The 25,534-nt window shown below is 31.4% G+C and carries 24 protein-coding genes; 7 read left to right on the top strand and 17 right to left on the bottom strand.

The window, feature by feature from the left end:
* Positions 1-98: 98 nt before the first annotated feature.
* Complete coding sequence (locus tag QWY99_RS09705; RefSeq protein WP_290264255.1) at positions 99-461, bottom strand: hypothetical protein; 363 nt, start codon at positions 459-461, stop codon at positions 99-101.
* Positions 462-668: 207 nt separating this feature from the next.
* On the opposite strand from QWY99_RS09705, the gene QWY99_RS09710 reads away from it, so the two are divergent.
* Positions 669-1,232 (top strand): DUF6642 family protein, encoded by a 564-nt coding sequence (locus QWY99_RS09710; protein ID WP_290265377.1) that lies wholly within the window; start codon positions 669-671, stop codon positions 1,230-1,232.
* Positions 1,233-1,361: 129 nt separating this feature from the next.
* Here the strand turns inward: QWY99_RS09710 and QWY99_RS09715 are convergent, their stop codons facing one another.
* From QWY99_RS09715 to QWY99_RS09775, 13 genes are all read right to left on the bottom strand, one after another.
* On the bottom strand, positions 1,362-2,321 hold the full coding sequence (locus QWY99_RS09715) for a hypothetical protein (protein ID WP_290264258.1): 960 nt from the start codon (positions 2,319-2,321) through the stop codon (positions 1,362-1,364).
* 337 nt (positions 2,322-2,658) lie between these two features.
* Positions 2,659-2,985 (bottom strand): DMT family transporter, encoded by a 327-nt coding sequence (locus QWY99_RS09720; protein WP_290264260.1) that lies wholly within the window; start codon positions 2,983-2,985, stop codon positions 2,659-2,661.
* A gap of 73 nt (positions 2,986-3,058) precedes the next feature.
* Entirely contained in the window at positions 3,059-3,622 is a 564-nt protein-coding gene (locus QWY99_RS09725; protein ID WP_290264262.1) for a Crp/Fnr family transcriptional regulator, read from the bottom strand.
* A gap of 261 nt (positions 3,623-3,883) precedes the next feature.
* Positions 3,884-5,083, bottom strand: a complete 1,200-nt coding sequence (locus QWY99_RS09730; RefSeq protein ID WP_290264266.1) for a serine hydrolase domain-containing protein — start codon at positions 5,081-5,083, stop codon at positions 3,884-3,886.
* Positions 5,084-5,212: 129 nt separating this feature from the next.
* On the bottom strand, positions 5,213-5,806 hold the full coding sequence (locus QWY99_RS09735) for a DUF1700 domain-containing protein (protein WP_290264269.1): 594 nt from the start codon (positions 5,804-5,806) through the stop codon (positions 5,213-5,215).
* A complete protein-coding gene (locus QWY99_RS09740) occupies positions 5,803-6,138 on the bottom strand; it encodes a PadR family transcriptional regulator (protein WP_290264272.1) in 336 nt (111 codons plus the stop codon). The genes QWY99_RS09735 and QWY99_RS09740 overlap by 4 nt, the downstream gene beginning before the upstream one ends.
* 179 nt (positions 6,139-6,317) lie before the next feature.
* Positions 6,318-6,683, bottom strand: coding sequence for a hypothetical protein (locus QWY99_RS09745; RefSeq protein ID WP_290264274.1), 366 nt, complete (start codon positions 6,681-6,683; stop codon positions 6,318-6,320).
* 490 nt (positions 6,684-7,173) lie between these two features.
* Positions 7,174-8,106 carry a transglutaminase-like domain-containing protein gene (locus QWY99_RS09750; RefSeq protein WP_290264277.1) on the bottom strand — a complete coding sequence of 311 codons (933 nt, stop codon included), beginning with the start codon at positions 8,104-8,106 and terminating at the stop codon, positions 7,174-7,176.
* An 18-nt stretch (positions 8,107-8,124) separates the two neighbouring features.
* Positions 8,125-8,976, bottom strand: coding sequence for a substrate-binding domain-containing protein (locus QWY99_RS09755; RefSeq protein ID WP_290264279.1), 852 nt, complete (start codon positions 8,974-8,976; stop codon positions 8,125-8,127).
* Between the two features lie 174 nt (positions 8,977-9,150).
* Positions 9,151-10,014: a nucleoside phosphorylase gene (locus tag QWY99_RS09760; RefSeq protein ID WP_290264282.1), complete on the bottom strand. Its 864-nt coding sequence runs from the start codon at positions 10,012-10,014 to the stop codon at positions 9,151-9,153.
* A 280-nt stretch (positions 10,015-10,294) separates the two neighbouring features.
* Entirely contained in the window at positions 10,295-10,624 is a 330-nt protein-coding gene (locus tag QWY99_RS09765) for a translation initiation factor (protein WP_290264284.1), read from the bottom strand.
* Between the two features lie 59 nt (positions 10,625-10,683).
* A complete protein-coding gene (locus tag QWY99_RS09770) occupies positions 10,684-11,067 on the bottom strand; it encodes a GxxExxY protein (RefSeq protein ID WP_290264287.1) in 384 nt (127 codons plus the stop codon).
* A 203-nt stretch (positions 11,068-11,270) separates the two neighbouring features.
* Entirely contained in the window at positions 11,271-12,221 is a 951-nt protein-coding gene (locus QWY99_RS09775) for an isopenicillin N synthase family dioxygenase (protein ID WP_290264288.1), read from the bottom strand.
* A gap of 173 nt (positions 12,222-12,394) precedes the next feature.
* Between QWY99_RS09775 and QWY99_RS09780 the strand changes: the two genes are divergently transcribed.
* The 3 genes from QWY99_RS09780 (at position 12,395) to QWY99_RS09790 (ending at position 17,574) form a co-directional block, all read left to right on the top strand.
* Positions 12,395-14,371, top strand: a complete 1,977-nt coding sequence (locus tag QWY99_RS09780) for an alpha-ketoacid dehydrogenase subunit alpha/beta (protein ID WP_290264290.1) — start codon at positions 12,395-12,397, stop codon at positions 14,369-14,371.
* A gap of 68 nt (positions 14,372-14,439) precedes the next feature.
* Positions 14,440-16,185, top strand: a complete 1,746-nt coding sequence (locus QWY99_RS09785) for a DUF885 domain-containing protein (RefSeq protein WP_290264291.1) — start codon at positions 14,440-14,442, stop codon at positions 16,183-16,185.
* 114 nt (positions 16,186-16,299) lie between these two features.
* The gene (locus QWY99_RS09790; protein WP_290264293.1) at positions 16,300-17,574 is read left to right on the top strand and encodes a histidine-type phosphatase; all 1,275 of its coding nucleotides are present in this window, start codon (positions 16,300-16,302) and stop codon (positions 17,572-17,574) included.
* Positions 17,575-17,660: 86 nt separating this feature from the next.
* Here the strand turns inward: QWY99_RS09790 and pheT are convergent, their stop codons facing one another.
* Complete coding sequence (gene pheT / locus QWY99_RS09795; RefSeq protein ID WP_290264295.1) at positions 17,661-20,081, bottom strand: phenylalanine--tRNA ligase subunit beta; 2,421 nt, start codon at positions 20,079-20,081, stop codon at positions 17,661-17,663.
* A 275-nt stretch (positions 20,082-20,356) separates the two neighbouring features.
* Between pheT and QWY99_RS09800 the strand changes: the two genes are divergently transcribed.
* The 3 genes from QWY99_RS09800 (at position 20,357) to QWY99_RS09810 (ending at position 23,397) form a co-directional block, all read left to right on the top strand.
* Positions 20,357-21,862 (top strand): aldehyde dehydrogenase family protein, encoded by a 1,506-nt coding sequence (locus tag QWY99_RS09800; RefSeq protein WP_290264297.1) that lies wholly within the window; start codon positions 20,357-20,359, stop codon positions 21,860-21,862.
* A 60-nt stretch (positions 21,863-21,922) separates the two neighbouring features.
* Positions 21,923-22,957, top strand: a complete 1,035-nt coding sequence (gene adhP / locus QWY99_RS09805; protein ID WP_035624198.1) for an alcohol dehydrogenase AdhP — start codon at positions 21,923-21,925, stop codon at positions 22,955-22,957.
* A 65-nt stretch (positions 22,958-23,022) separates the two neighbouring features.
* Positions 23,023-23,397 carry a DUF779 domain-containing protein gene (locus QWY99_RS09810; protein WP_290264305.1) on the top strand — a complete coding sequence of 125 codons (375 nt, stop codon included), beginning with the start codon at positions 23,023-23,025 and terminating at the stop codon, positions 23,395-23,397.
* A 266-nt stretch (positions 23,398-23,663) separates the two neighbouring features.
* On the opposite strand, the gene QWY99_RS09815 is transcribed toward QWY99_RS09810, so the two are convergent.
* Positions 23,664-24,584, bottom strand: a complete 921-nt coding sequence (locus QWY99_RS09815) for an AraC family transcriptional regulator (protein WP_290264307.1) — start codon at positions 24,582-24,584, stop codon at positions 23,664-23,666.
* 71 nt (positions 24,585-24,655) lie between these two features.
* Entirely contained in the window at positions 24,656-25,519 is an 864-nt protein-coding gene (locus QWY99_RS09820; RefSeq protein ID WP_290264309.1) for a bestrophin family protein, read from the bottom strand.
* Positions 25,520-25,534 lie beyond the last annotated feature (15 nt).

The following is a 25,534-nucleotide window of genomic DNA, read 5'->3' on the forward strand; positions in this document are numbered from 1 at the left end:
TAATAAAAAAACTACGTCGAATATTCTAGTTTATGCTGAATTCCTGAGCGTGTTGAATCTTAATCTCTGCTCACAAAAAAACAACTAACTTTTCTAATTTAGTATCTCTTTTTTTTACCAAATACTAAAATTAAAATTGTTGCATAAACTTGAGCTACAACTTGTAATATTGTAATAATACCATTTACAAGATGCAAAGCAAGTTCCTCTTTTATTACTGGTGGCAAAGTATTAATTCCGATAATAATTAAAACTAGTAGAATATATTTAATCCATGAAACTTCAAATCTAATTGCTAATCCGATTACAAAAATCAAAAAAATAGTCGTAACGCTAATTATTATATCTGTTTGTGAGGAAAGAATCTCGGGGGAAAGAAAAAAATTAATAATGCCAAGTCCGGCAGATATAAAAAAAAGATTAGATGCCTTAATATAATTTGGGTTCAAAGAAAATTTCATCAGCAGTTATATAAATTTGATGGTATAAAAGTAATAAAAAATTAAAGTGAAAATATTTATAATACAATTTAGATTACTAAATATGCACACAATTATTTGACATATAACTTGACTGATTTTTAAAAAGTCTTTATTGTTTTTTATCTATTTTCTCCAATAAAATATACCTTTGTGATATATTTTTCACCTACAAAAAAACATAATTTTATGGATTATGATAAATTTATTTTCTGCTTAGAAGCTGTTGCCGATGTAGAAATAGATATAACTACAGAAGTTATAAAAAACTTAGAACAACTTGCTTTCGATCAAGGTATTTCGAGTATCCACAAAACTTGTGACACAATTGAGGGATTCGAGGATAGCCTAAACGCATTACTTTATGACGACCATAACTTTAAAGATTATGAAATAATATATTTTGTGATGCCAGGGGAACCAAATAATGTTTGCCTCAATAATTACTACTATAGTTTAGAAGAAATAGCCGAAATATTTGAAGGAAAAATGAAAGGTAAAATTCTACATTTTTCAAATGCTAAAATACTAGATCTAAGCCAAGAAGAAGCACAATATTTCCTTGATATTACAGGTGCACGCGCTATTTCAGGCTATGGAACTACTCTTAAAAAAATCACTAGTACTAGCACACTCGATAAAGCATTCTTTAGTTTATGTCAGGATGAAGATGATATAGTTGAAATAGTTGAAGAATTACATCAAAAACACTATGATCTTTGCAAACACCTTGATTTCAGATTGTACTATTAGATACAGTCATCATATCAAATTTTAAAAAATCCTTTCCTTTTAATTTTAGCAATTAATTGATTAAACATTATTTAATCAGCTTATTTTAAAAATGGGGATTAGAGATGCATTAAATTTTGAATTTAATAGCTAATTTTTGTCTTTGCAATGATCTTTAATAATCGATTTTCCTTCTGACACAAAGGGGCTTTTAAATGTTTCAAAAGTGCTTATCATTTTATAAATATTGAGCAAATTGGTATTGTTGTAATCATAATTTTCATTATTTTCTTCTCCAGCTACATAATTGTATTTACTTATGTAAGCGTTTCTTTTCTCATCTAAATAATAATTCTGTTTAAAAAGATCTGTTTCAAAATCAGACTCGTTCATATTGTATAGCGGGGTAGATACGATTATTTTTGGTGAGAAATCTATTTTTGAAATCTGAGCAAATTCAGATTCACTTAATGCTTCTTCTAAGTTTTGCTTTTCACCAAAATGCTTGCCATAATGTAAGCCACCGTCTTTGTATAGATATGAAAATGGAGTAAAATTGCCATCTTTCTTAAAATAATACACAATGAAATCATTGAATTTGTCCGTGTTATAAAACGTATAAATTTTTGATTGATAATCTTGAGCCGCTACATCTAAATAATACGGTAGAGAAGTAAATGATATTGTATCCGTTTTTTTGTCAGTAGTATATACCTCGGGAAACTTAATGCATCTATGCCCTTTTACATAAATTGGTTGAAGTCTTGGTTTTAAACCATCGAGTTTACCAACATGGAGAAATGTTTCTTCTTCATACAAATTATTTGAAAGCATGAACTTAGAATTTTCTTTTAATTCAGGTGTATGTCTTCCGTATACCAAAAATGATTCTTTAGGCTCATCAGGAACAAAATTCACTATACCATGTTCTTTTAAAAACCATTTCCCAGTAATCAAGGTAGCATAACCTAATATTACAAAGGTTCCATCGGGTTTTAAGTAATGGCTTCCGCCTCGTAATTGATAATAACCAACTACCTCATTTTGATTTTGTGCATTTGCATTATAATTAAAAATAATAACTGCAAATAGGATAAATATATTTTTCATAAAAGAACTACAAATCAGCTTGTGTTGATATAAAAGAAAACTATAAAGCTTGTTTGGTTCTCACTTTATATAAAAAACTTTTTTAAGCTAATATAGCACTCTTTTTATTACAAATAATAAAAACACTAAAGGCAGGAGTGAAGATCAATATCTAAAAGTTTTAAAAAGTTGAATGCAATATCGAACACTCTGACAAAGAATAAAAAGTAGGATAACGAAAACAAAAACTGTGAATGCTTTTAGAAATAGAAAAAGAGGAAGTAAAAAAAGAATTAGATCTTTTAAATGCAACTTAATTGTACTTAAATTAAGTTGCATTTTTTATTTTTTAGCACCATTAATGTGATACCGATTTTAAGCCAATAATAGAACCTACCAATGTAGCAATAAAGAATAATCTCCAAAAGTTTGTTGGGTCTTTAAAAACAAAAATCCCTACTAAAACTGTTCCTACAGCTCCAATTCCTGTCCACACAGCATAGGCCGTTCCAATAGGCAATGTTTCGGTACTCTTAATAAGAAGCAACATACTGATAATAAGTGAAGCTAAGAAACCTCCGTACCAAAAATAAACATCATTTCCTGTAGCTTCTTTCGCTTTTCCTAAACACGAAGCAAATGCTACTTCAAATAAACCTGCAATAACCAATAGAATCCAATTCATATCTTAAAATTTTAATAGGGCAAAGATCCTGCATGGAATTGAATATTTTTTTTACATATGATAAAAAATATTTTTATTTTAACTCTGCTCGAATGCGACTTAAACTTACTTGTGTAATTCCTAAATAAGAAGCAATATGTCCTAATTGAACTCTTTTAATTAAGTCTGGATTATTGGTAATTAAATCTTTATATCTTTCTGAGGCAGTCATGAATTGTCTTGAAATTAATCGTTCTTCGGTTTTTATAAGCTCTCTTTCTGCAAATTTCCTTCCCCAGTTTGCTATATGGACATCGTCTTCAAATAATCGTTGCAAATTGGCAGTTTTTAATTCATACAATTCACAGTCTTCCAATAATTCGATGTCTTCATACCCTTTTTGGTTCTCAACATAACTTCTCATAGAAAGAATGGTTTCACCTTCATTGCCAAACCAAAAAGTAACATCATTATCATTCTGATTCACATAGGCTCTAACAATTCCTTTTTTTATGAAATAAATATTTGGCTCAATTTTTCCAGCTTTTAATATCACATGTCCCTTTGGAAATCGAACCAAAGTAATATTTTCTTCCAAAGCTTTTCTTGAGTTTTCGGGTAGTTCAGCTATTTTGTCAAAAATGTTATTGCTATTCATTGTGAAATAATTGTGTTGATTATAAGAATCAAAATCTGATTAATGTAAATTTTAAAGCTTTATTAATAGCTAATATAAGGTTATTAATTATTTAATTGAGAGATGTTTTTTTTATTACTAAATAACCTTTAAGTGCTCATTTTGGAGACAATTAAATCTCAGCAAAAATAAAGAAAGCTTCTTAATCTCTTAAGAAGCTTCTACTTAAAGTTTAAAATTCAAAATAATTTATTTTTAAATTCTCTTTAAAATTGAAGGGGCCTATTTAGTAAAAAGAAATTCTTTACCTCCTTGTTTTAAAGTCATTTGTTTCTTTTCGCTATTGAACTCAAGCACAATACCTGCTTGTTCAAATTTAAAAACGTTTGTAGCTGTAGCATCTAACGGAAACGAAGGTTGCCCAGTTGCTTGCGCTACTAATTTATTTTCATTGCGAGTAATATCAATTTTTATAGGAATGGCTGTACTTGAATATTGTCCAGTATATAAATCTAAAACCTCAGGTTTTAACTCTACTGAATTAAAAGTTGGCATTTCAAATGGCTTGTTAAAATAGCTACTCAAAGCACATTTTAATACGTTGTTATTTGAATAAATCATTCCATTTGAAGTAATTGCAACTGATAATTTTTCGTTTGGATAATAGGTTAAAACTGATCTAAAATCATCAACTCCACCAGTATGGCCGTATCCTATATGTTCAAAATAAGGCACTTCAAACATTCCCATTCCAAAATTTTGATTTAAAGTCTTCATTAATAATAATGATTTTTCAGAAATTATTTTGCTGTTAAATAATTGCTCAATAAAGATTATTAAATCTGTTGGATTTGATACAATGGCACCTGCTCCCATAGGAATAGAAGGATCTGTGTCTGTTCCTTTTTCCCATTTATCAGTAAAATGATAAGAATAAGCTTCATCATTTTTATTATTAGTCTTACCTCCAAAGTAAGTGTTTTTTAAACCTAGTGGCTTTGTAATTTTAGAATCTAAAACTGCTGAATATGGTTTTTTATAAATTTTCTCAAGAATATAACTTAAAATAACATAGTTAGAGTTGCTATATTCTGCTTTGCTATTAGGTTCAAAATCACTTTTAAATTTTGAAATAATTGCAATCATTTCCTTCTCCGATTTTGGTTTTGTAATAAAACTATCAGATCTTAAATCTTCTTCGTTAGTAAAATTATGAATACCAGTTCTGTGATTTAAAAGATTCTCAATAGTTATTATTTTGGAGTTTTCTATTTGTGGATAATAAGCTTCTAGAGTTTGAGATAATGTTAATTTATTCTCTTCAATAGCTTTAAAAATTAGCGAGGCAGTAAACATTTTGGATATAGAGCCTATTTTGTATTTCGTTTTTGTATCTGCCTTTTTGGAATTTTCTACATCAGAATACCCTACAGCTTTAGTGTATAATAATTTTCCATTTTGAGAAACAGCTATGCTTCCCATAAATTTGACTTTTTTTTCTAAAATTTGAAATAGACTATCTATTCTCTGAGTATTGAATGTTTGCGAGAAACAAGTTGCGGCGCTTAAGACAAGCAGACTGGTAATTAGGATTTTTTTCATGGTGATTTATTAATTATTGATTGATTTCTTGAATTTTAATAACAACGTAATTATGAAGTAGAACGAAATGATACATGTTATCATAACGGGTATAAATGCATTACCTAATAACTCTGTTTGACCAATTTGATTTAATTTGTTGCTCAAACCTAAAGCAAATGAAGTACTATCTTTATACCAGAATCCGACTTCAGTAGGGTTTTTTATTTTGGCAAATATTAAAAAAACAAAAACAAATAAGAGAAGGTACAAAACAAAGAAAAAGACATATGAAAAGCCATTGGTTAGATTTAATAGCAAGGCTTTAAATACATGTATCGGATTGAATGTTTTAGTGGCTTGTTCTAGTTGTTTGTCAGCCAAAAGAGGTTTTAGCACTTCTTCTGGAACACCTAATTTTTCGATTATATCTAATAATACATCAATTTCGTTTGCACCATTTTTATGCTGAAGTGCCTCGTAAATATGACTATTAAACTCCATGTAAACATCTTGTTTGTCTTCTTTTGAAAGGGAATTAGTCACTTTTAAAATACGCTTCATATAATCATTATAGATTCTTTGCGAAGCTGCTTGACTGAATTTTATTTCTTCTGTTCTCATTTGATAATTTTTTGAATAGCTTTTTCTAAATTTTTCCAATATTCATTCATGTGACTAAGGGTTTTAATTCCAATTGGGGTCAAAGAATAATATTTTCTTGGAATTCCTGTTTCTTGTTCAACCCATTTTGAGTCTACTAAATTTTCGGTCTTTAATCTATTCATTAAAGGGTATAGCGTACCCTCGGCTATCTCTATTTCGGTATGCTGTTTTATTTGCTCAATAAGTTCATAGCCGTAATACTCATTTTCTTTGAGGATATTAAGAATAATAAAAGTAAGAGTCCCTTTTTTAACCTGAGATTTCCAGTTTGCAACAAAAGTTTCGTTCATGACAAAATTATTTTGATTGAAACAAATGTATAACAAAATACATAGTTATACAATGTAAGTGTAAAAAAAAAGAATTTAACTAACTAACAACTAAGTGGTTTTAATGTTAAACAACAAAAAAACTCCTTATTTTATAAGGAGTTTATAGAATGTGAGCTAGTAAAATAAAAAAAAATATTTTAGTTTTTATCAAGCGTGAGTATCATATGCTCACCATCTAATACTAATTGTTCTTTTTCTATAGTGCTTGAAAAAGGATAGGGAGTACCTGTTTCATCTTTTATAGTTAAACTTTTCCCGCCTTCGTTTAACGCATAAGTTCCGTTTAATTCAGCATCAAGAAATCCAGTTACCTTACCATCTTTGGCAAATGTTAAATTCCCTTTGGATAGAATTACACTTTTCATAGAATCAGAAAGTGTCTTTTTGGATTCAACATTAGTAACTTTCCAAGAGCTGATAAGTTTATTTCTATCTTTTGTACAAGAAATAAACAATAATGAAAATAAGGCAAAGCCAAAGATAAGTAGTTTAGTTTTTTTCATGGTTTTTTTGGTTAATGTTATGCATGAAAGTTACAAAAAAAATATAATCAAACAAATAGCAATATTTTAGATTAAACAATCAAAACTTTTAGTAACTAACATGTTACATTTATTAGTCTGCAACGATTTTTGAAGTATTTACAAAAATTGATCTTTAAAAAACCTTACAAAAAATAACAAATAAAAAAGCTTAAATTAATTAGCAATAGCCTCCTGTAAACACTACACATTGCAAAGTTTTATTGTGACTACGCAAACTAATTATTTTATGAATTTTCAGATTTTTCAAAAGGTATTTATTTTACCAAATGTATAATTACATAATAATAAAACCCTTTTTTTTGTTCTATAATGATTGAGAAATAAAAAAGTAATTCTGTAGCCCAGATAGAAACGGCATCCTTTTATTTGTTTCTTTAACAAATAAAAGATAAAGTGAAGAGCTGGAAATTGCTCCTAAACAATAACAACTTTAGTTATATTAAATTAACTATCTAAGAGTAAGTGCTCCTAGGATTTCTTCGGACATAAAAGGCCCTCCAGGATATTTTGCTGTATAGTCAAGATTGAGCCAAACTTGTCCACGTTCATCGATATGGTAATGCAGTGTTTTATTATGACTTTCTTTTATAAAAAGAACATTTTTGACCAAGTAGTTTACTTTTTCTAAATCAAGTAACGATCCGATTAATATTTCTGGATAAATATGTCCTTTGGTATGGATAAGCCTTGGCGTACCACCAATAGCACGAACTGCTGCAGCCATTAAAATTGAATGATCATCGCAATCGCCAGAAAAATACATTAATGATTCGCTTGCTGTAGCAATATAATCGCCTTCTTTAGGATCATTTACATAATTCCATCGACTATTAATCTCCTTAAAAACAGCAAAACATTGTATTATTGTCCTGTAATCTGAATATCCTTTTATGTTTTTAAAATGCTTGGTTGTGGCCATTATAGCAAAATTTCTAACTTTTGGATTTTGATATTCTATTGCATTAATAATCTTAGATTTATTTGGAAACGGAAGTAACTTGGCTACAATGATATCTTGAGGATATGGATTATCCGACATCGTGTAAATAATTGCGTTATAATCTTCGGCAACTTCACTAAAACCATAATTTCCTAATGCTGTTCCGTAAAATAAAACTAAAAGATATAAAACGATGCAAATGATAATGATCGTTTTTAATTTCATTAAAAGGAAGTAGAGACCTACGAGAACAAAAATAAAAAGTAAAACTCTATCGAAATTAAAAGGCCAATTAAAGTCAATTAAGTTTTGGTGCATTATGATAAAAGTAGGAAGGGTGATTAAAAAACTCAATAGCATAATAATAACCTCGTTCCAAGGTGATTTTACCTCAAGGCTACTTTTAAGTTTATTAAAATCAATTTTTCTATTTTTTATCATAATGCCCAAAAAGCAATTTTAAAGAAATTTTACTGTTTCTACAAAAGTACTTTTTTTATCAATAATACCCAGTTCAAATAACTGATTTTGGATTTTATTAAATGTTTTTTCATTCAATGGTTTTTGCGACCATTGTGTCAGTTTTAACCATTCTTGAATATCTTCAACCTTTTGTTTAAATAACTCTGATAAAGTCCTGTCTATGCTTGGTATAGACTTAAAATCTTCGGTAGTTGCATTTATAATATCAAGAATTGACGCGATTATAGTTGGATCATTTTTTAATACTTCATCACGCACAGCGATAACAAATGATGGCCATGGAGTAGGACAATCAGTAATACGTCTAAAAATACCTTTGTCAACCAATGGTTTCGTCATGAAGCGTTCCCACATAAAATAATCGGCTGTTTTGTTAGTTAAAGCTTCAACAGCACCATCGATTGTGTTTACGACTTCGAATTCTAAATTGTCTGTTTTCCAACCTTGATTATTAGCATTTACATAAGCCATCAATTGTGAGCCTGAACCTAAACGTGAAATAGCTACTTTTTTTCCTTCTAAATCAGCAATGGTTTTATAATCAGATTCTGCCGCAACGTGAATTCCCCAAATTAAAGGCGATTGCACGTATACTTGCACGATTTTACTTGGATTACCTGCTGTAATATCTTTTAAGATCCCTTCTGTTAATATAACAGCAATATCTGTTTCGCCATCTCGAAGCATTTGACACATTTTACCTGTACCTTCCGGAACATCGATCCATTGCAAATCAATTCCCTCTTCTTCAAACTCATCATTTTCAATGCATAAATGCCATGGTAAATTAAAGTGCTCAGGAACACCAGCTATTTTTATAGTTTTCATTTTAGACTTCTTAGATTGTTGGACTACTTAGATTGTTGGACTACTTAGATTATTAGACTGCTTAGACAGCTTAGATTGTTAGAATTTTAGACTTCTTAGATTGTTAGAGTTTTTAGATTTTCAGACTGTTTGTCTTTACGCTTGAAGTCTAAAAAATCTAAGATGTCTAAGTTATCAAACTAACTTATTCAATGTGTATGCAATTAATTCATCTACAGCTTTGTAAGGATCTGCACTAAAAGTTCCTGTTGCACGATTAGCAATAATGGCATTTAGTGATAATGCATTATGTCCTAATAATGCTGAAAGACCATAAATAGCAGCCGTTTCCATTTCTAGGTTTGTAATTCTATTGTCATTAAATGTGAAATTATCCATTTTAGCATTTAATTCCTCGTCTTGAATATTCAAACGTAAAACACGCCCTTGAGGACCATAAAAACCACCCGCTGTTGCTGTAATTCCTTTGTGCATTTTATCGCTCTCGATAAGTTTTTCTAATTTCTCAGAACAGGCAATTACATAAGGTTTTCCTTTACGAATATCCCAATTGGTGTGATTTATAAAACCCTCTTCAATTTCAGTACTCGAAACTTCATCGATTAAATAGGAGCGAAGCATATTGTCTAGTCCTAATCCAAAAGTAGACATAACAAAGCTATCTACAGGAATATCAGCTTGTAAAGAACCCGATGTTCCAATTCTGATAATATTTAGAGAAGTTAACGTTTCTTTAGGTTTACGAGTCTCTAAATCAATGTTTACCAAAGCATCTAATTCATTCACAACAATATCTATATTGTCAGGACCGATTCCAGTTGACATTACAGTTATCCTTTTTCCTTTATAAGTTCCAGTTTGTGTTTTAAATTCTCTTTTTTGTGTAGAAAACTCAATACTATCAAAAAACTGAGTAATTTTCTCTACTCGATTTTGATCACCTACAAAAATAACATCATTTGCAATGTTTTCTGGGCGAAGATTTAAATGATAGACACTTCCGTCTGGGTTTAGTATTAATTCTGATGATTGTATCATTTTTTTGTTTTTAAGGTTCAAAGGCACAAAGATTCTGAGGTGCTAAGATTTATCATAGAAGCACAAGAAATATGTCTTTTTTCATTATTTTTTACTATTGTTTGTTTTTAAGGCACAAAGACCCTGAGGTAATAAGATTTATAACTGAGACTCAATATTACGACTGTAAACAGTAACAAAAGAGACAAGATGCAAAACTGCAAACTGAATCTCCGCTCAGGATAACACTGCGACTGAATACCGAGACTGTAAACTGAATACTGCGACTGCAAACTAAAACCTACCCGCCAACACGTTTTACTTTAAATCCTTTAGCTTTTAAAATTTCCATTATTTTATCACGGTAATCACCTTGTATAATAATCGAATCGTCTTTAAAAGTACCACCAACACTTAATTTAGTTTTAATTTCTTTAGCAAGAATTTTAAAATCTTCGTCGGTTCCTTCATAACCTTCAATTATAGTGGTCGCTTTTCCTTTTCGTTTTTCATATTTGCAAATCATAGGCTCTTTTTGAATATATAGCGTATGATCTTCTGGAACAACAATTTCGTCAGGAGATATCTCGTGATCAGGAAATAGATTTTTTAATTGGTCTTGTAAGTCCATTTATATTATTTTATTTTGAATGCAGATAGTTATTTTTGAACGCGGATAACGCGGATTTTTTATTTTCGGTTATTTTGATATACTTTTCTAATGAACTCTGGTTTCTTGCCAAAATTTAATAGTAAACCAACTTCACAACGAGTAGCTTTTAAGTAATTTATTAATTGAAATTCATTTGCTTCAACTAAATATTCTTGTGCTTTTAATTCTAATATTACCAAATCATTTATAACTATATCAGCAATATATTCACCAACCACAATTTCTTTATAATAAACTTTTATTCTCTTTTGTGTTTCTACTTTAAAACCACTCAATTTGAGTTCATAAAACAAAGAATTCTGATAAACTCTTTCAAGAAAACCATAGCCTAATTCATTATAAACATCAAAAAAAACTTTTAAAATTGATTTTGTTAATTCTCTATGTAAAATGCTACTCATAATATATTTTTTAAATACTGATATTACGGGATTTTTTTTCATTCTGAAAACTTTGAAAAATCCGCGTCATCCGCGTTCAAGTTTTTTTACATCTCGCAAATAGCAAAATTATAAAAGCTATAAAATGGGGGTTCAAGCTTCATAAAGCAAAAAGACATTAAGTATAAACTCAATGTCTTTTTATAATTAGGTAAATTTAAAGATTATTTTTTGATTAAACCTAAATCTACCAAACGTTCGTATAAATATTCTCCAGAAGTAATATCCTCGAATTTCTTAGGATTTTCTTCATCAATACAATTCTCTAAACAATCCAAACGCATATCGCTTACTGGGTGCATAAAAAATGGAATTGAGTAACGAGAAGTTCCCCATAATTCTCTAGGTGGATTAACTACTTGGTGAATAGTCGATTTTAGTTTGTTATTGGTATGACGAGAAAGCATGTCACCAACATTAATTACTAGTTGATCATCTTCGGCAATAGCATCAATCCATTCACCATCATGATTTTGAACTTGTAATCCTTTACCTTGAGCACCCATTAATAAAGTGATAAGGTTAATGTCGCCATGTGCAGCAGCACGAATAGCATCTTTTGGCTCAGATGTAATTGGTGGGTAGTGAATTGGGCGTAGGATAGAATTTCCGTCTTTAGCATACTTATCAAAGTAAAACTCATCTAATCCAAGGTGAAGTGCTAAAGCTCTCAAAACATAAACACCTGTTTTTTCAAGCATTTGGTACGCTTCTTTACCAACAACATTAAATCTTGGTAACTCAGCAACAGTAACATTTTCAGGATATTCGGCAGCATACTTAGAGTCTTCACTCACATACTGACCAAAATGCCAGAATTCTTTCAAATCACCTTCTTTTCTTCCTTTGGCATGTTCTGTACCAAAAGAAACATAACCTCTCTGACCTCCAATTCCTGGAATTTCATAATTATGTTTCGATTCTATTGGCAACGCGAAAAATTTTCTAATTTCGCCATAAAGTTCGTCTACCAATTGATCATCCAAAAAATGACCTTTTAGGGCTACGAAGCCAATGTTTTCAAATGCATTTCCGATTTCATTTACAAATTTTTGTTTACGTTCCGGGTTGTCCGAAAGGAAATCACGTAAGTCTACACTAGGAATGTTTTGCATACTTTACATATTTATTGATAACTAAAATAGGCCATAAGACCATATTTTAAGCAAATGTAAAACTAATTTGTTATTTTTATTTCAACAAATGCTAATAATTAATAATTATATAACAAAATATAATCGAGTTGTTATATTTTTACAACATTCATTGACTAAATAATAAACCAAAAATGATTTTTGACAGAAAAGAACTCACCAACGAGCAACTATTAGATTTATACAAGAAATTATTAAAACCAAGATTGATAGAGGAGAAAATGCTCATCCTAATCCGCCAAGGAAAAGTATCAAAATGGTTTTCTGGAATAGGACAAGAGGCTATATCTGTAGGTGTTACAGCCGTTCTTGATTCAGATGAATACATCTTACCAATGCACCGTAATTTGGGAGTGTTTACAGGAAGAGATATTCCATTATATCGTCTTTTTTCACAATGGCAAGGAAAAGCTAATGGTTTTACTAAAGGTCGTGACAGAAGTTTCCACTTTGGAACACAAGAATATAAGATTATCGGAATGATTTCGCATTTAGGCCCTCAATTGGGTGTTGCTGACGGAATTGCTCTAGCCAATAAATTAAAAAAGAACAATAAAGTAACGGCTGTTTTTACTGGTGAAGGAGCAACTAGTGAAGGTGATTTTCATGAAGCATTAAATATTGCCGCTGTTTGGGAATTACCTGTACTGTTTGTTATTGAAAACAATGGTTATGGATTATCAACTCCTACAAATGAGCAATATAGATGTGAAAATCTAGCCGATAAAGGAATTGGTTACGGCATAGAAAGTCATATTATTGATGGGAATAATATTCTAGAAGTTTTTAATCTTTTAACGGAATTAAAACTTTCGATGATAGAAAATCCACGACCTGTTTTATTAGAATTTAAGACATTTAGAATGCGTGGGCATGAAGAGGCGAGTGGTACAAAATATGTTCCGCAAGATTTAATGGATATGTGGGCAATAAAAGATCCTGTAAATAATTACAAAAATTATCTAACTAATATTGGAGTACTTACCACAGAACATGATGAAGAATTGCATGCTGAAATTAAGAAAGATATCGATGAAAGCTTAGTCCTTGCTAATGAAGAGCCAGAAATTGAAGCTTCTTACGAGGAAGAACTAAATGATGTTTACAAACCTTACAGTTTTAAAGAGATTATACCTGATCTGGAAACAAAAAACATTCGATTTATAGATGCAATTTCGTCTAGCTTAAATTTATCAATGCAGTTACATCCTAATTTAGTTATTATGGGACAAGACATTGCCGAATATGGTGGTGCTTTTAAAATAACGGATGGTTTTGTAGAAATTTATGGTAAAGACCGTGTTCGGAATACACCAATTTGTGAAAGCGCTGTAGTTTCAACAGGAATGGGACTTTCAATAAATGGTTACAAAGCGATTGTTGAGATGCAATTTGCCGATTTTGTTTCAACAGGATTCAACCCAATTGTAAATTTATTAGCAAAATCACATTATCGCTGGTTAGAAAAAGCCGATGTTGTAGTTCGAATGCCTTGCGGTGGTGGTACTCAAGCTGGACCTTTTCATTCTCAAACGAATGAAGCCTGGTTTACAAAAACTCCGGGTTTAAAGGTTGTTTACCCAGCTTTCCCTTATGATGCTAAAGGATTATTAAATGAAGCTATCAATGATCCAAATCCAGTATTATTTTTTGAACACAAACAACTATACAGAAGCGTATATCAAGATGTACCTACTGATTATTATACAATTCCATTAGGTAAAGCGGCTTTATTAAAAAAAGGAAACAGTGTTACTATCATTGCTTTTGGAGCGCCTGTACATTGGGCTTTAGAAACTCTTGCCCAAAATCCTGGAATTGACGCTGACTTACTGGATTTAAGAACCTTACAACCATTAGACACTGAAGCGATTTACGAATCCGTTAAGAAAACGGGTCGAGTAATTATATATCAAGAAGACTCTCTTTTTGGTGGAGTAGCAAGTGATATTTCGGCTTTAATTATGGAAAACTGTTTCCGTTTTCTTGATGCTCCTGTAAAACGTGTTGCGAGTTTAGATTCGCCAATTCCGTTTACAAAAGCTTTAGAAGATCAATATTTGCCAAAAGGCCGATTTGAAAAGGAACTTCTTGATTTGTTAGCATATTAATAATAAAAATAAAATAGTGTAGCATAAAGATCATTTTTTATCTTTATCCTCTTAATAAATTAAGAAATATGAAAAAACTTTTTATTCCTATTGTTGTCGTTGCTTTACTTGTTTCTTGCAATAAAAATGCTAAAACAAGTGACGACAAGGCTACAAATGAAAAATTTGAGAAATATAAGGATGGTTTTATTACCGACTTATGGAAACTAAATCCTGATTGGGCAGCAAGCCAAGGGTACCATAAATACGATAGCGTTTTGGTTATTCCAAATGCAGAAAATCAAAAAAAACAAATCGCTTTTGCTAATTCTCAATTAGATTCATTAAAACAATATCCATTAGAAGGACTTTCAGATAATAATAAAACTGATTTTTACATGATTAAGAATCAGCTAGAAGGCACTCTTTTTAGCATAAATGAACTTAAATCTTCTGAGTGGAATCCGTCATATTATAATGTTTGTGGTTCTTTTGCTGAAATATTAAATGGCAAATACGATTCTCTAGATGTGAGATTGCGTAATTTCAATTTAAAGATGAGTGGAATCCCTGCTTATTATGAAGCTGCAAAATTAAATATTAAAAATCCAACTAAAGAACATACTGCGCTTGCAATAGATCAAAATCTAGGTGGAATTTCTGTTTTTAAAGAAGATTTAGTTGCAGCATTAAGTAAAAGTAAATTATCTACAGAAGAAAAAAAGAACATAATAGCTAAAGCTGATCAATCTGTAAAAGCGATTACTGATTATGCTAATTGGTTAAAAAACCTGGATAATAAAACGCCTCGTTCTTTCAGGTTAGGTTCAGAATTATATGCTAAAAAATTCATTTTTGATATTGAATCAGGATATACGGCTGATGAAATTTATAAAATTGCTGTAAACCATAAAAATGATTTGCATGATAAGATGTTTGTTCTTGCCGACAAATTATGGACAAAATACAAAGGCACTGCTGCAAAACCTGCAGACAAGCTTGAATTAATTAGACAAGTAATAGACGTAATCTCATTACAACATACAACTCCAGAGAAATTTCAATCGGAAATTGAAAAACAAATTCCAGAACTTGTAGCGTATGTAAAAGCTAAAGATTTACTTTATATAGACCCCTCTAAACCTCTTGTAGTTAGAAAAGAACCTGCTTATATGGCAGGTGTAGCAGGTGCTTCAATATCTGCTCCAGGTCCTTATGATAAAAACGCAAATACGTACTATAATGTTGGAAGCATGAATGGTTGGTCAGCAGAAAATGCAGAAAGCTATTTAAGAGAATACAATGACTACATTTTGCAAATTCTTAATATTCACGAAGCAATTCCTGGACATTACACACAATTAGTTTATAGCAATCAATCACCTAGCATCATCAAATCTATTTTAGGAAATGGTGCAATGATTGAAGGTTGGGCTGTATATACTGAAAGAATGATGCTAGAAAGCGGATACAAAAACTCAGATGAAATGTGGTTGATGTATTACAAATGGAATCTTAGAACAACTTGTAATACTATATTAGATTATAGCGTTCATACAAAAAACATGTCCAAAGATGCTGCATTAGCTTTATTGACAAAAGAAGCTTTTCAACAACAAGCAGAAGCTGATGGTAAATGGAAACGTGCAACATTATCACAAGTACAATTATGTTCTTACTTTACAGGTTATACTGAAATTTATGATTTTAGAGAAGCATTAAAAAAAGAACAAGGAGAAAAATTCAACTTAAAACAATTTCATGAGAAGTTTTTAAGCTACGGAAGTGCTCCTGTAAAATACATTAAAGAGTTAATGACTAGCAAAGAAAAATAACCCCTAATTTGCAAGTTAATCCTAAAAGCCCCCAAATAGTCAAACACTATTTGGGGGCTTTTTATGAAAATAAAATCCAAACTTTAGAATATATTTGTTCAAAATTAAATTGAAATGAAAAAAATACGCTTATCATTATTATTCACACTAGCTAATTTGTCAATCGTTTTAGCACAAACTACTCACCAAGAAATGTTTGATACACCAGAAAAAACCGCTGGTGTTTATTATGCTTATCCTGCTAAAGATATCGTAGCTTACACACCAGTACCAAAAGGATACGAAGCCTTTTATATAAGTCATTTTGGACGACATGGTTCTCGTTATCTGATAAGTGACAATGACTATAAAGAAGTATTGGATTTATTCGAAAATGCAAACAAAAATGGAGCGCTAACTACTCTAGGTAAAGACGTCTTAAAACGATTACAGCTACTTTGGTCTGAAGCCGAATTTAGAGGTGGTGATCTTTCTACAATTGGAGTGCAAGAACAAAGAGGAATTGCAGAACGCATGTATAATCAATACCCAAAAGTTTTTACAAAAGAGGCACAAGTAGATGCTAGTGCTACAACAGTCGTACGTGTTGCATTAAGTATGGATGCTTTTTGTGAGCGCATTAAAGAATTTAATCCTGATTTAAATATCACTAGAAATTCGGGGATAAAATGGCAACGATACCTAAATTTTCATACTCCAGAAGCTATTGCTTTTAGATCTGCAAAAGATACATGGAAAGAAGAGTATCAAAAATTTGAAGCAAAACATATCCAGCCCGATCGCTTAGTCAACTCATTATTTTCTGACAATGATTTTATTATTAAAAAAGTAAATCCAGAAACAACTATGAAAAAGTTGTTTGCTATAGCAGGAGGGATGCAAAATGTAGAAACAAAAGTAAGTTTTTATGATTTATTCGAGAAACAAGAACTTTTCGACTTATGGCAATGTACCAACTATCGTTTGTATGTTAATGACGCAAATGCTGCTATGAACAACGGACTTATGTTTGAAAATCAAAAACCAACATTAAAAAATATTCTTGAAAATGCTAACAAAATGATAGCATCTAAAGGAAAAGGTGCGACATTACGTTTTGCACATGATGGTAATATTATTCCGTTGGCAATGTTACTGCATTTAGACGGAACCTATAACAGTATTTCTGATACTAATAAATTTTATGAAGCATGGAGTGATTTTAAAGTAGCACCTATGGCTGGAAATATTCAAATAGTATTTTTCCGCAAACCAAAATCTGATGAAATACTTGTAAAATTTCTTCTTCATGAAAAAGAAGTACTTGTTCCTACTATCAAAACCAACACAGCTCCTTATTACAATTGGAAAGATGTAGAAAGTTATTACAAGAATTTATTAGCTAGTTAAGCTAGATTCTCTCAATCATTAAATAAAAAATCCGCTAAAGAACATTTAAATTCTTCAGCGGATTTTTAATATAACCTATCTATTACTTAACGTAAGCTTGCGCCAAGTTCAGTTTCAAAACTTTGTTGCAACTTGCTCATTATTTTATCAATTTGAGCATCAGTAAGCGTTTTAGTATTATCTTGAATAGTAAAACTTAATGCATACGATTTTTTACCTTCAGGAAGTTTCTCCCCTTCGTAAACATCAAATAAATTTACATCTTTTAACAACGATTTCTCTGTTTGTTTAGCAAGAGTATAAATACTATCGTAGGTAACATTTTTATCAATTAATAAAGCTAAATCTCTACGTACTTCAGGGTATTTAGGAATTTCAGTATATTTTATCTTACCAGTAATTATTTTTAAAACCAAATCCCAATTAAAATCAGCATAGAAAACCTCTTGCTTAATTCCGAATTGTTTTAAGATTGATTTTTTAACAACTCCCATTTCAACTAAAGTATCGTGTCCGTATCCAATAGCAGCACCTTCAGAAAATACATCTGATTGAGTTGGTATATTATTAATTTTATCTATTCCTAATCTAGAAAGCACACCATTTACATATCCTTTTAACAAAAAGAAATCTGTTAATTGTTGTCCGTTAGTCCAAGTTTCTTTATTTCTGTTTCCAGTAATAAATAAAGTAAGGTGTTTATGCTCTTCGTATCCATTAAGGAACTTATGGTAAGATTTACCAAATTCAAATAATTTTAAATCAGAATTTTTTCTATTGATATTATATGAAATTGCTTCCAATCCAGAGAATAATAAAGATTGACGCATTACTGATAAATCACTGCTTAACGGATTTAATATAGTAACATTATGTTCTTCTTTTAATAAAGACGAAAGATTTGTATAAGCCGCAGTTGTTAATGAATTGGCCATCATTTCATGATATCCTTGCGAATTCAATTGTGCAGCAATGCTGTTTTGTACCTTATAATCTTCTGTTCTTGGAGAGTTCGAAACTGTTGCATTGAATTTTTTAGAAAAATTAATGTTGTTATATCCGTAAACTCTAAGAATTTCTTCAATAACATCAATTTCACGTTGTACATCAACACGGTAAGCAGGAATAGTTAATCCCAAACCAGCTTCAGAAACACTATTCACTTTGATATCAAGAGAAACTAAAATTTTCTTAATTGTATCTTTTGGAATCTCTTGTCCAATAATTTTAGATACGTGACTAAAGTTTAAGAAAACGGTAAAGTCTTCTATTTTCTTTTGATAGATTTCAACAATATCAGAAGTAATCTCTCCACCAGCAATTTCTTTTATCAATAAAGCAGCACGTTTTAATGCATATGCAGTAATCGAAGGATCAATTCCTCTCTCAAATCTAAAAGAAGCATCTGTATTTAATTGATGTCTTTTAGCCGATTTACGTACACTAACAGGATTAAAATAAGCACTTTCTAAGAATATAGAAGTAGTACCATCAGTTACGCCTGATTTTTTTCCTCCAAAAACACCCGCAATACACAACGGACCTTTCTCATCGCATATCATTAAATCTTCTTGGTGCAATGTTCTTTCAACATCATCAAGAGTAATAAACTTTGTCCCCGCAGGAAGTGTTTTTACAATGATTTTTCCGTTTATTTTACTAGCGTCAAATGCATGCAAAGGCTGTCCTAATTCATGAAGAACATAATTTGTAACATCGACAATATTATTTTTAGGAGTAATTCCAATAGCTTTTAATCTATTTTGCAACCAATTTGGAGATTCACTTATTGTAATTCCAGAAATAGTAACACCACAATATCTTGGAGCCAAAGTAGGTTCTTCGACATTTACGTCAATTTTTAAAGTTCGCATGTCAACTCTAAAGTTACTTACAGATGGCGTAATTAACTCTACGTTTTGACCTCTTTGTAATAATCCTGCACGTAAATCACGAGCTGTACCAAGATGACTCATTGCATCGGCACGATTTGGAGTTAATCCAATTTCGAAAACTTCGTCATTTTCAATATTAAACACTTCAGCAGCTGGAGTACCTGGTGCTAATGCTTCATCTAGAACCATAATACCATCATGACCTGTTCCTAAACCTAACTCGTCTTCAGCACAAATCATTCCATGACTTTCTTGTCCGCGAATCTTTCCTTTTTTAATAATAAAAGACGCACCTGTTTTATCATATAAAACTGTACCAATAGTAGCAACAGGAACCTTTTGGCCTGCAGCAACATTAGACGCCCCACATACTACTTGTATTGGTTGCTCTAATCCTATATCAACAGTTGTAATTTTTAAACGATCAGCGTCGGGGTGCTGTACACAGGTTAATACATGTCCAACAACAATACCTTCTAATCCGCCTTTTATTGATTGGTATTTTTCGACAACTTCCACCTCAAGACCTAAATCAGTAAGCAAAGCAGATGTTTCGTCAGATTTCCAGTCTATTTTAATGAATTGTTTTAACCAGTTGTAAGATATTTTCATTTGAGTAATATTATTCTTGAATAAGTTTACAAATATAGGCATTGCACATTGTAGTAGAAAACAATTTATTTGGTTTTTTACAGCTCTTTTTAATTGAACATAAATTAATCAATTTTAAATATTATCTATTTTTTGTGCTAATATTTTATTAATAGATTATTAAAATTTAGTTATAAAAATGAATATGCAATTTTTGTGCTATTAGATGAATGAATTGTGCTATTCTTTACAAAAGAATGAAACTAAATTTGAAATGAATCCAAAAAAAATATTTTATGAGTACTCTAGTAAAAAGACCTGAATTTAAGGCAAAATACGATAATTACATTGGTGGAAAATTCGTTGCACCAATAAAAGGAGAATATTTTGATGTAGTTTCTCCAATAGACGGTAAAGTTTTCACAAAGGCAGCACATTCTGGAAAAGATGATATTGATTTAGCAGTAGATACTGCACATGAAGCATTTAAAACATGGGGAAAAACATCAGTAACAGAACGTAGCATTTTATTGAATAAAATAGCTCAAAAAATAGAAGATAACCTTGAATACATTGCAGCTGTAGAAACTGTAGATAACGGGAAACCAGTTCGAGAAACTTTAGCCGCTGATATTCCGTTAGCAATAGATCATTTTAGATATTTTGCAGGGGTAATACGCGCTGAAGAGAGTTCAATTGCGGAATTAGATTCACAAACAGTTTCGATTGCTTTAAGTGAACCATTAGGAGTTGTAGCGCAAATTATTCCTTGGAACTTCCCAATATTAATGGCAGTCTGGAAAATAGCTCCAGCATTAGCCGCTGGAAACACAATTGTTTTAAAACCTGCCGAAAGTACACCAATTTCAATATTAGTATTAATGGAGCTTATCGGTGATATACTTCCTCCAGGAGTATTAAATATTGTAAACGGATTTGGTGCCGAACTTGGTCGTCCATTAGTTACCAACAAAAAAGTATCAAAAGCTGCATTTACAGGTTCTACAACCACAGGCCGATTAGTAATGCAATACGCTACAGAAAACATCATTCCAGTTACATTAGAACTAGGAGGGAAATCACCAAATATCTTCTTCCCATCTGTTGCAGATCATGATGATGATTTCTTTGATAAAGCCATAGAAGGAGCTGTTTTATTCGCACTTAATCAAGGAGAGATTTGTACTTGTCCATCAAGATTATTAGTTCATGAAGACATCTATGACAAATTTATTAAGAGAGTAGTAGAAAGAACAGAAGCCATTATTGCAGGAAATCCATTGGATAAAACAACAATGATAGGAGCACAAACTTCAGTAGTACAAAAAGAAAAAATTCTTTCCTATATCAAATTAGGTAAAGAGGAGGGAGCTGAATTACTAACAGGAGGAGCTGAAAATAATTTTGGTGGCGACATCAGTGGTGGTTACTATATCAAACCAACATTATTTAAAGGAAATAATAAAATGAGAATTTTTCAAGAAGAAATTTTCGGACCTGTACTAGCTGTAACTACTTTTAAAACTACAGAAGAAGCTATTGCTATTGCAAACGACACCATGTACGGATTAGGAGCTGGAGTTTGGACTCGCGATGCTCATGAGATCTATCAAGTTCCAAGAGCAATCCAAGCAGGACGCGTTTGGATAAATCAATATCACTCTTATCCTGCAGGAGCACCATTTGGAGGTTACAAACAATCAGGAATTGGTCGTGAAAATCACAAAATGATGTTAGGACAATACCGTCAAACAAAAAACATGCTAATTTCTTATGACAAAAAGAAACTAGGGTTCTTTTAAAGATTAATATAAACCGAAGACTGGTAAATAAACTTACTGGTCTTATAAATCAATACGTGTATGTTACCAAAAACAATGAAAGCCGCAGTTGTAAGAGAATTTGGTTCTCTTTTAAAAATTGAAGAAGTTGAAGTTAAACGACCAGGTAAAAACGAAATTCTTGTAAAAGTTATAGCAAGTGGAGTTTGTCATACAGATTTACACGCCGTAGAAGGAGATTGGCCAGTAAAACCTAAAATGCCATTAATTCCAGGTCACGAAGCCGTAGGTTATGTTGTAGCACTAGGTCAAGATGTGAAAAATGTAAAAGAAGGTGATGCTGTAGGTGTGCCTTGGCTTTATAGTGCTTGTGGTGGTTGTGACCAATGTATTACGGGATGGGAAACCTTATGTGATACACAACAAAATGGAGGTTATAGCGTGGATGGCGGATTTGCTGAATATGTAATTGCCGATGCAAGGTACGTTGGACTTTTACCATCGAACGTGAATTTTATGGAGATGGCGCCAATTTTATGCGCAGGGGTTACTGTATACAAAGGTCTTAAAGAAACTGAAGTAAAACCAGGAGAATGGGTTGCTATATCTGGAATCGGAGGTTTAGGTCACGTCGCTGTACAATATGCTAAAGCAATGGGAATGCATGTTGCAGCAATTGATGTTGCCGATGACAAACTTAATTTAGCTAAAAAACTTGGTGCCGATTTGGTCGTAAACGCTAAAAATCAAAATCCTGGAGAGTTCTTAAAAAAGGAAGTTGGCGGAATGCATGGGGCATTAATCACGGCCGTTTCCCCTATAGCTTTCAAACAAGGGCTTGAAACTTTAAGACGAAAAGGTACAATGGCACTTAACGGACTTCCTCCAGGAAACTTTGATTTATCAATTTTTGATACTGTTTTAAACAGAATTACAATTCGTGGTTCTATTGTTGGTACACGTAAAGACATGAAAGAAGCAATTGAATTTGCTACAGAAGGTAAAGTAAAAGCGACAATCACTCCTGCTAAATTAGAAGATGTCAATGATGTATTTGATAAAATGAAAAAAGGACAAATTGAAGGTAGGGTAGTGTTAGAAATTGCTAAGCCTTAATTTAATTATGAAAGCAACAAGCTCCGTTTTTCAAGAGTTTGTTGCTTTTTTTAAAATACAAAATCATGATAAAAAGAATAGATGCTTCTGAAAAAGCTATTGAATTGATAAAAATACTAAAAGAAAAGCATGGTGACTTGATGTTTTATCAAGCTGGTGGTTGCTGTGAAGGTACGCAACCGCAATGTTTTGAGAAAGGTGGTTTTTACCAACGCACTGGTGATGTCTGTATCGGAACTATTGAAGATACCGAATTTTGGGTGGATAAAGATCTATTTGAATATTGGAAACATGCGCATTTTACACTAAATGTAATTGATGCTTTTGGAGTCGGCGGATTTTCATTAGAAACACCATTGAAAAAAACTTTCCAAATTGAATACCGCATTTTCACCGAAGAGGAAGAAAAAGATCTAGAGCCAGTGAAGGTGATTGAGTAGTTTTTTTTTGTGAGGTTCAAAGAGGCAAAGACACAAAGGTTCAGAGGATTTTCTACGAGGTTAAAAGGTCCTAAAAATCACTGCGACTGAAAACCGCGACTGCGACTATTTACTGAGATCAACTCAATCTTGTCTTCCTGACGAAGGAAGGAACTCTTAAAGTAGCTCCACAACCATGAGAAAGCATTCGTTAGTCTCTTGATGAGATTCTTCGTTCCTCAGAATGACAATATTGAGAGAAAAACCGACCAGTGCGACTAAAATAATCAATTAATAAACAACAGCTGATATTGTTTTGGAGTAATACCCTCGTGTTTTTTAAATAGTCTAATAAAGTAATTAGCATCTTCAAATCCAGATAAATAGCAAACCTCATTAATCTGAATCGAAGGATTCTTTAATAGTTTCTTAGCGCATTTTATCTTTTCGTTTAATATAAATTCTATCGGACTCATCCCTAATTCTCTTTTAAAAAAACGATAGAAGGAGGCTGTACTCATACATGCTTTTTCGCTCAAACTTTTTAAATTCATGTTTTCCTTTAAATTCTGCTTGATAAATTCCGTAACTTCTTTTATTGGATTATTAGCTTGAATTTCTTTTCCTTCATCTATAGATTTTACTGTTTGTGTTTGTATAATACGAATCAGTAGTTCTTTTAATGTGAGGTCAGCCAAAATATCTTTGGTTGTCGATGTACTCATACATTCTTTAATAAGCTTATTAATTGTAGAAGCCATATCAACATTATTATAGAAAAAATAATTTTGATAATTTAACTGCCAAAGCACTTTATTTTCTTTAGGATAGCGCTCGTTTAAGAAGTTTAATGTTTCTGTAATTTTAGATTGCTCAATTGCTAAAGCTAGGCATTGTGTAGGATTATTTTTTGTCGCATCTGGAAAATCAATTTTCATTTCTACATTTGCTGGAACAACAACCGTTTGTCCGGGTAGATAATCAAATTCTGGATCATCAAAAAGATGCATTATTTTTTTTCCTCTTAACATACTTGTTACAACCAAATCATCAAATTTTAAAGGAACTAATGTAGACGATTCGTATGTTTCAAAGATATTTAGTTCGCAATGATTCAAGTTATAAATTGTCCTATTTTCAACAAGAGTTTTTAAGGATTTCTCTTTAGATAACTGAAGGGGATTGATTAAAAAAGGTTGATTATTCATTGCTCTAAATTTTAAGAAGAAAGCTTAAATTTAGATAAAAAAAACATACAAAAAGAAGATTTAACGTTAAATTAAATCAACTCTTCAACATGTTTTTTAATATTTTCAGCTATTTTTCTAGTTGGTAAATCATTTTCATCATCACCAAAAGGATCTTCAATTTCTTCTGCAATAAGCTCTAAACTCGCTAGTACATAAAAAACAAAAACAACAACAGGAGCGACATAATAACCAAGGTTTAGAGAGTAACCAAAAGGCAAAGTCATTATATAAAAGAATATAAATTTTTTAATGAACGCGCTGTAAGAGTAGGGAATAGGTGTGTTTTTTATTCTCTCGCAAGCACCACAAACCTCTGTTAGAGCTTTAAACTCTTCGTTTAAAATAATAAGTTGTTCTCCAGTTATTTTTTTAGCATCATACAAATCATTTATTTTATGATACATGATTCTCTTAACCTGATTCGGCTTGTGTTTGTGATGGTCAATTTCTAAATCAACATCTTCGAAAAGTTGTTTACTCGTTTCGGCATCATTTAAATGTTTGTGCAACACATCAGCATAAACAGGAATAAATTTTCTAAAAAACTTTCTATCATTTTCATCTTTCAACATAGCCGAAAGCTTAATAGCTAGATTTCGACTATTATTCACAAGACCTCCCCATTGTTTTCGTCCTTCCCACCAACGATCGTAAGCAGTATTTGTTCGGAAAACTAATAGTAACGAAATTACAAATCCTAACATTCCGTGCATAATTGGAATGTTCTGAACATAATCATTTTTAGTAATCTTAAAATAGTAAATCTCTAAATAACCAACAGTAGAAGCATAAATACCAATAGCAATCATAATAGGAAATAGTTTTCTAACCGTATCCGATTTATGAAAGTGGAAAATAAAAGTAAACCAGTCTTTAGTATTGTATGATATCATTTGATATGTATTTGT

Source organism: Flavobacterium branchiarum, assembly GCF_030409845.1.
GTDB lineage: Bacteria > Bacteroidota > Bacteroidia > Flavobacteriales > Flavobacteriaceae > Flavobacterium > Flavobacterium branchiarum.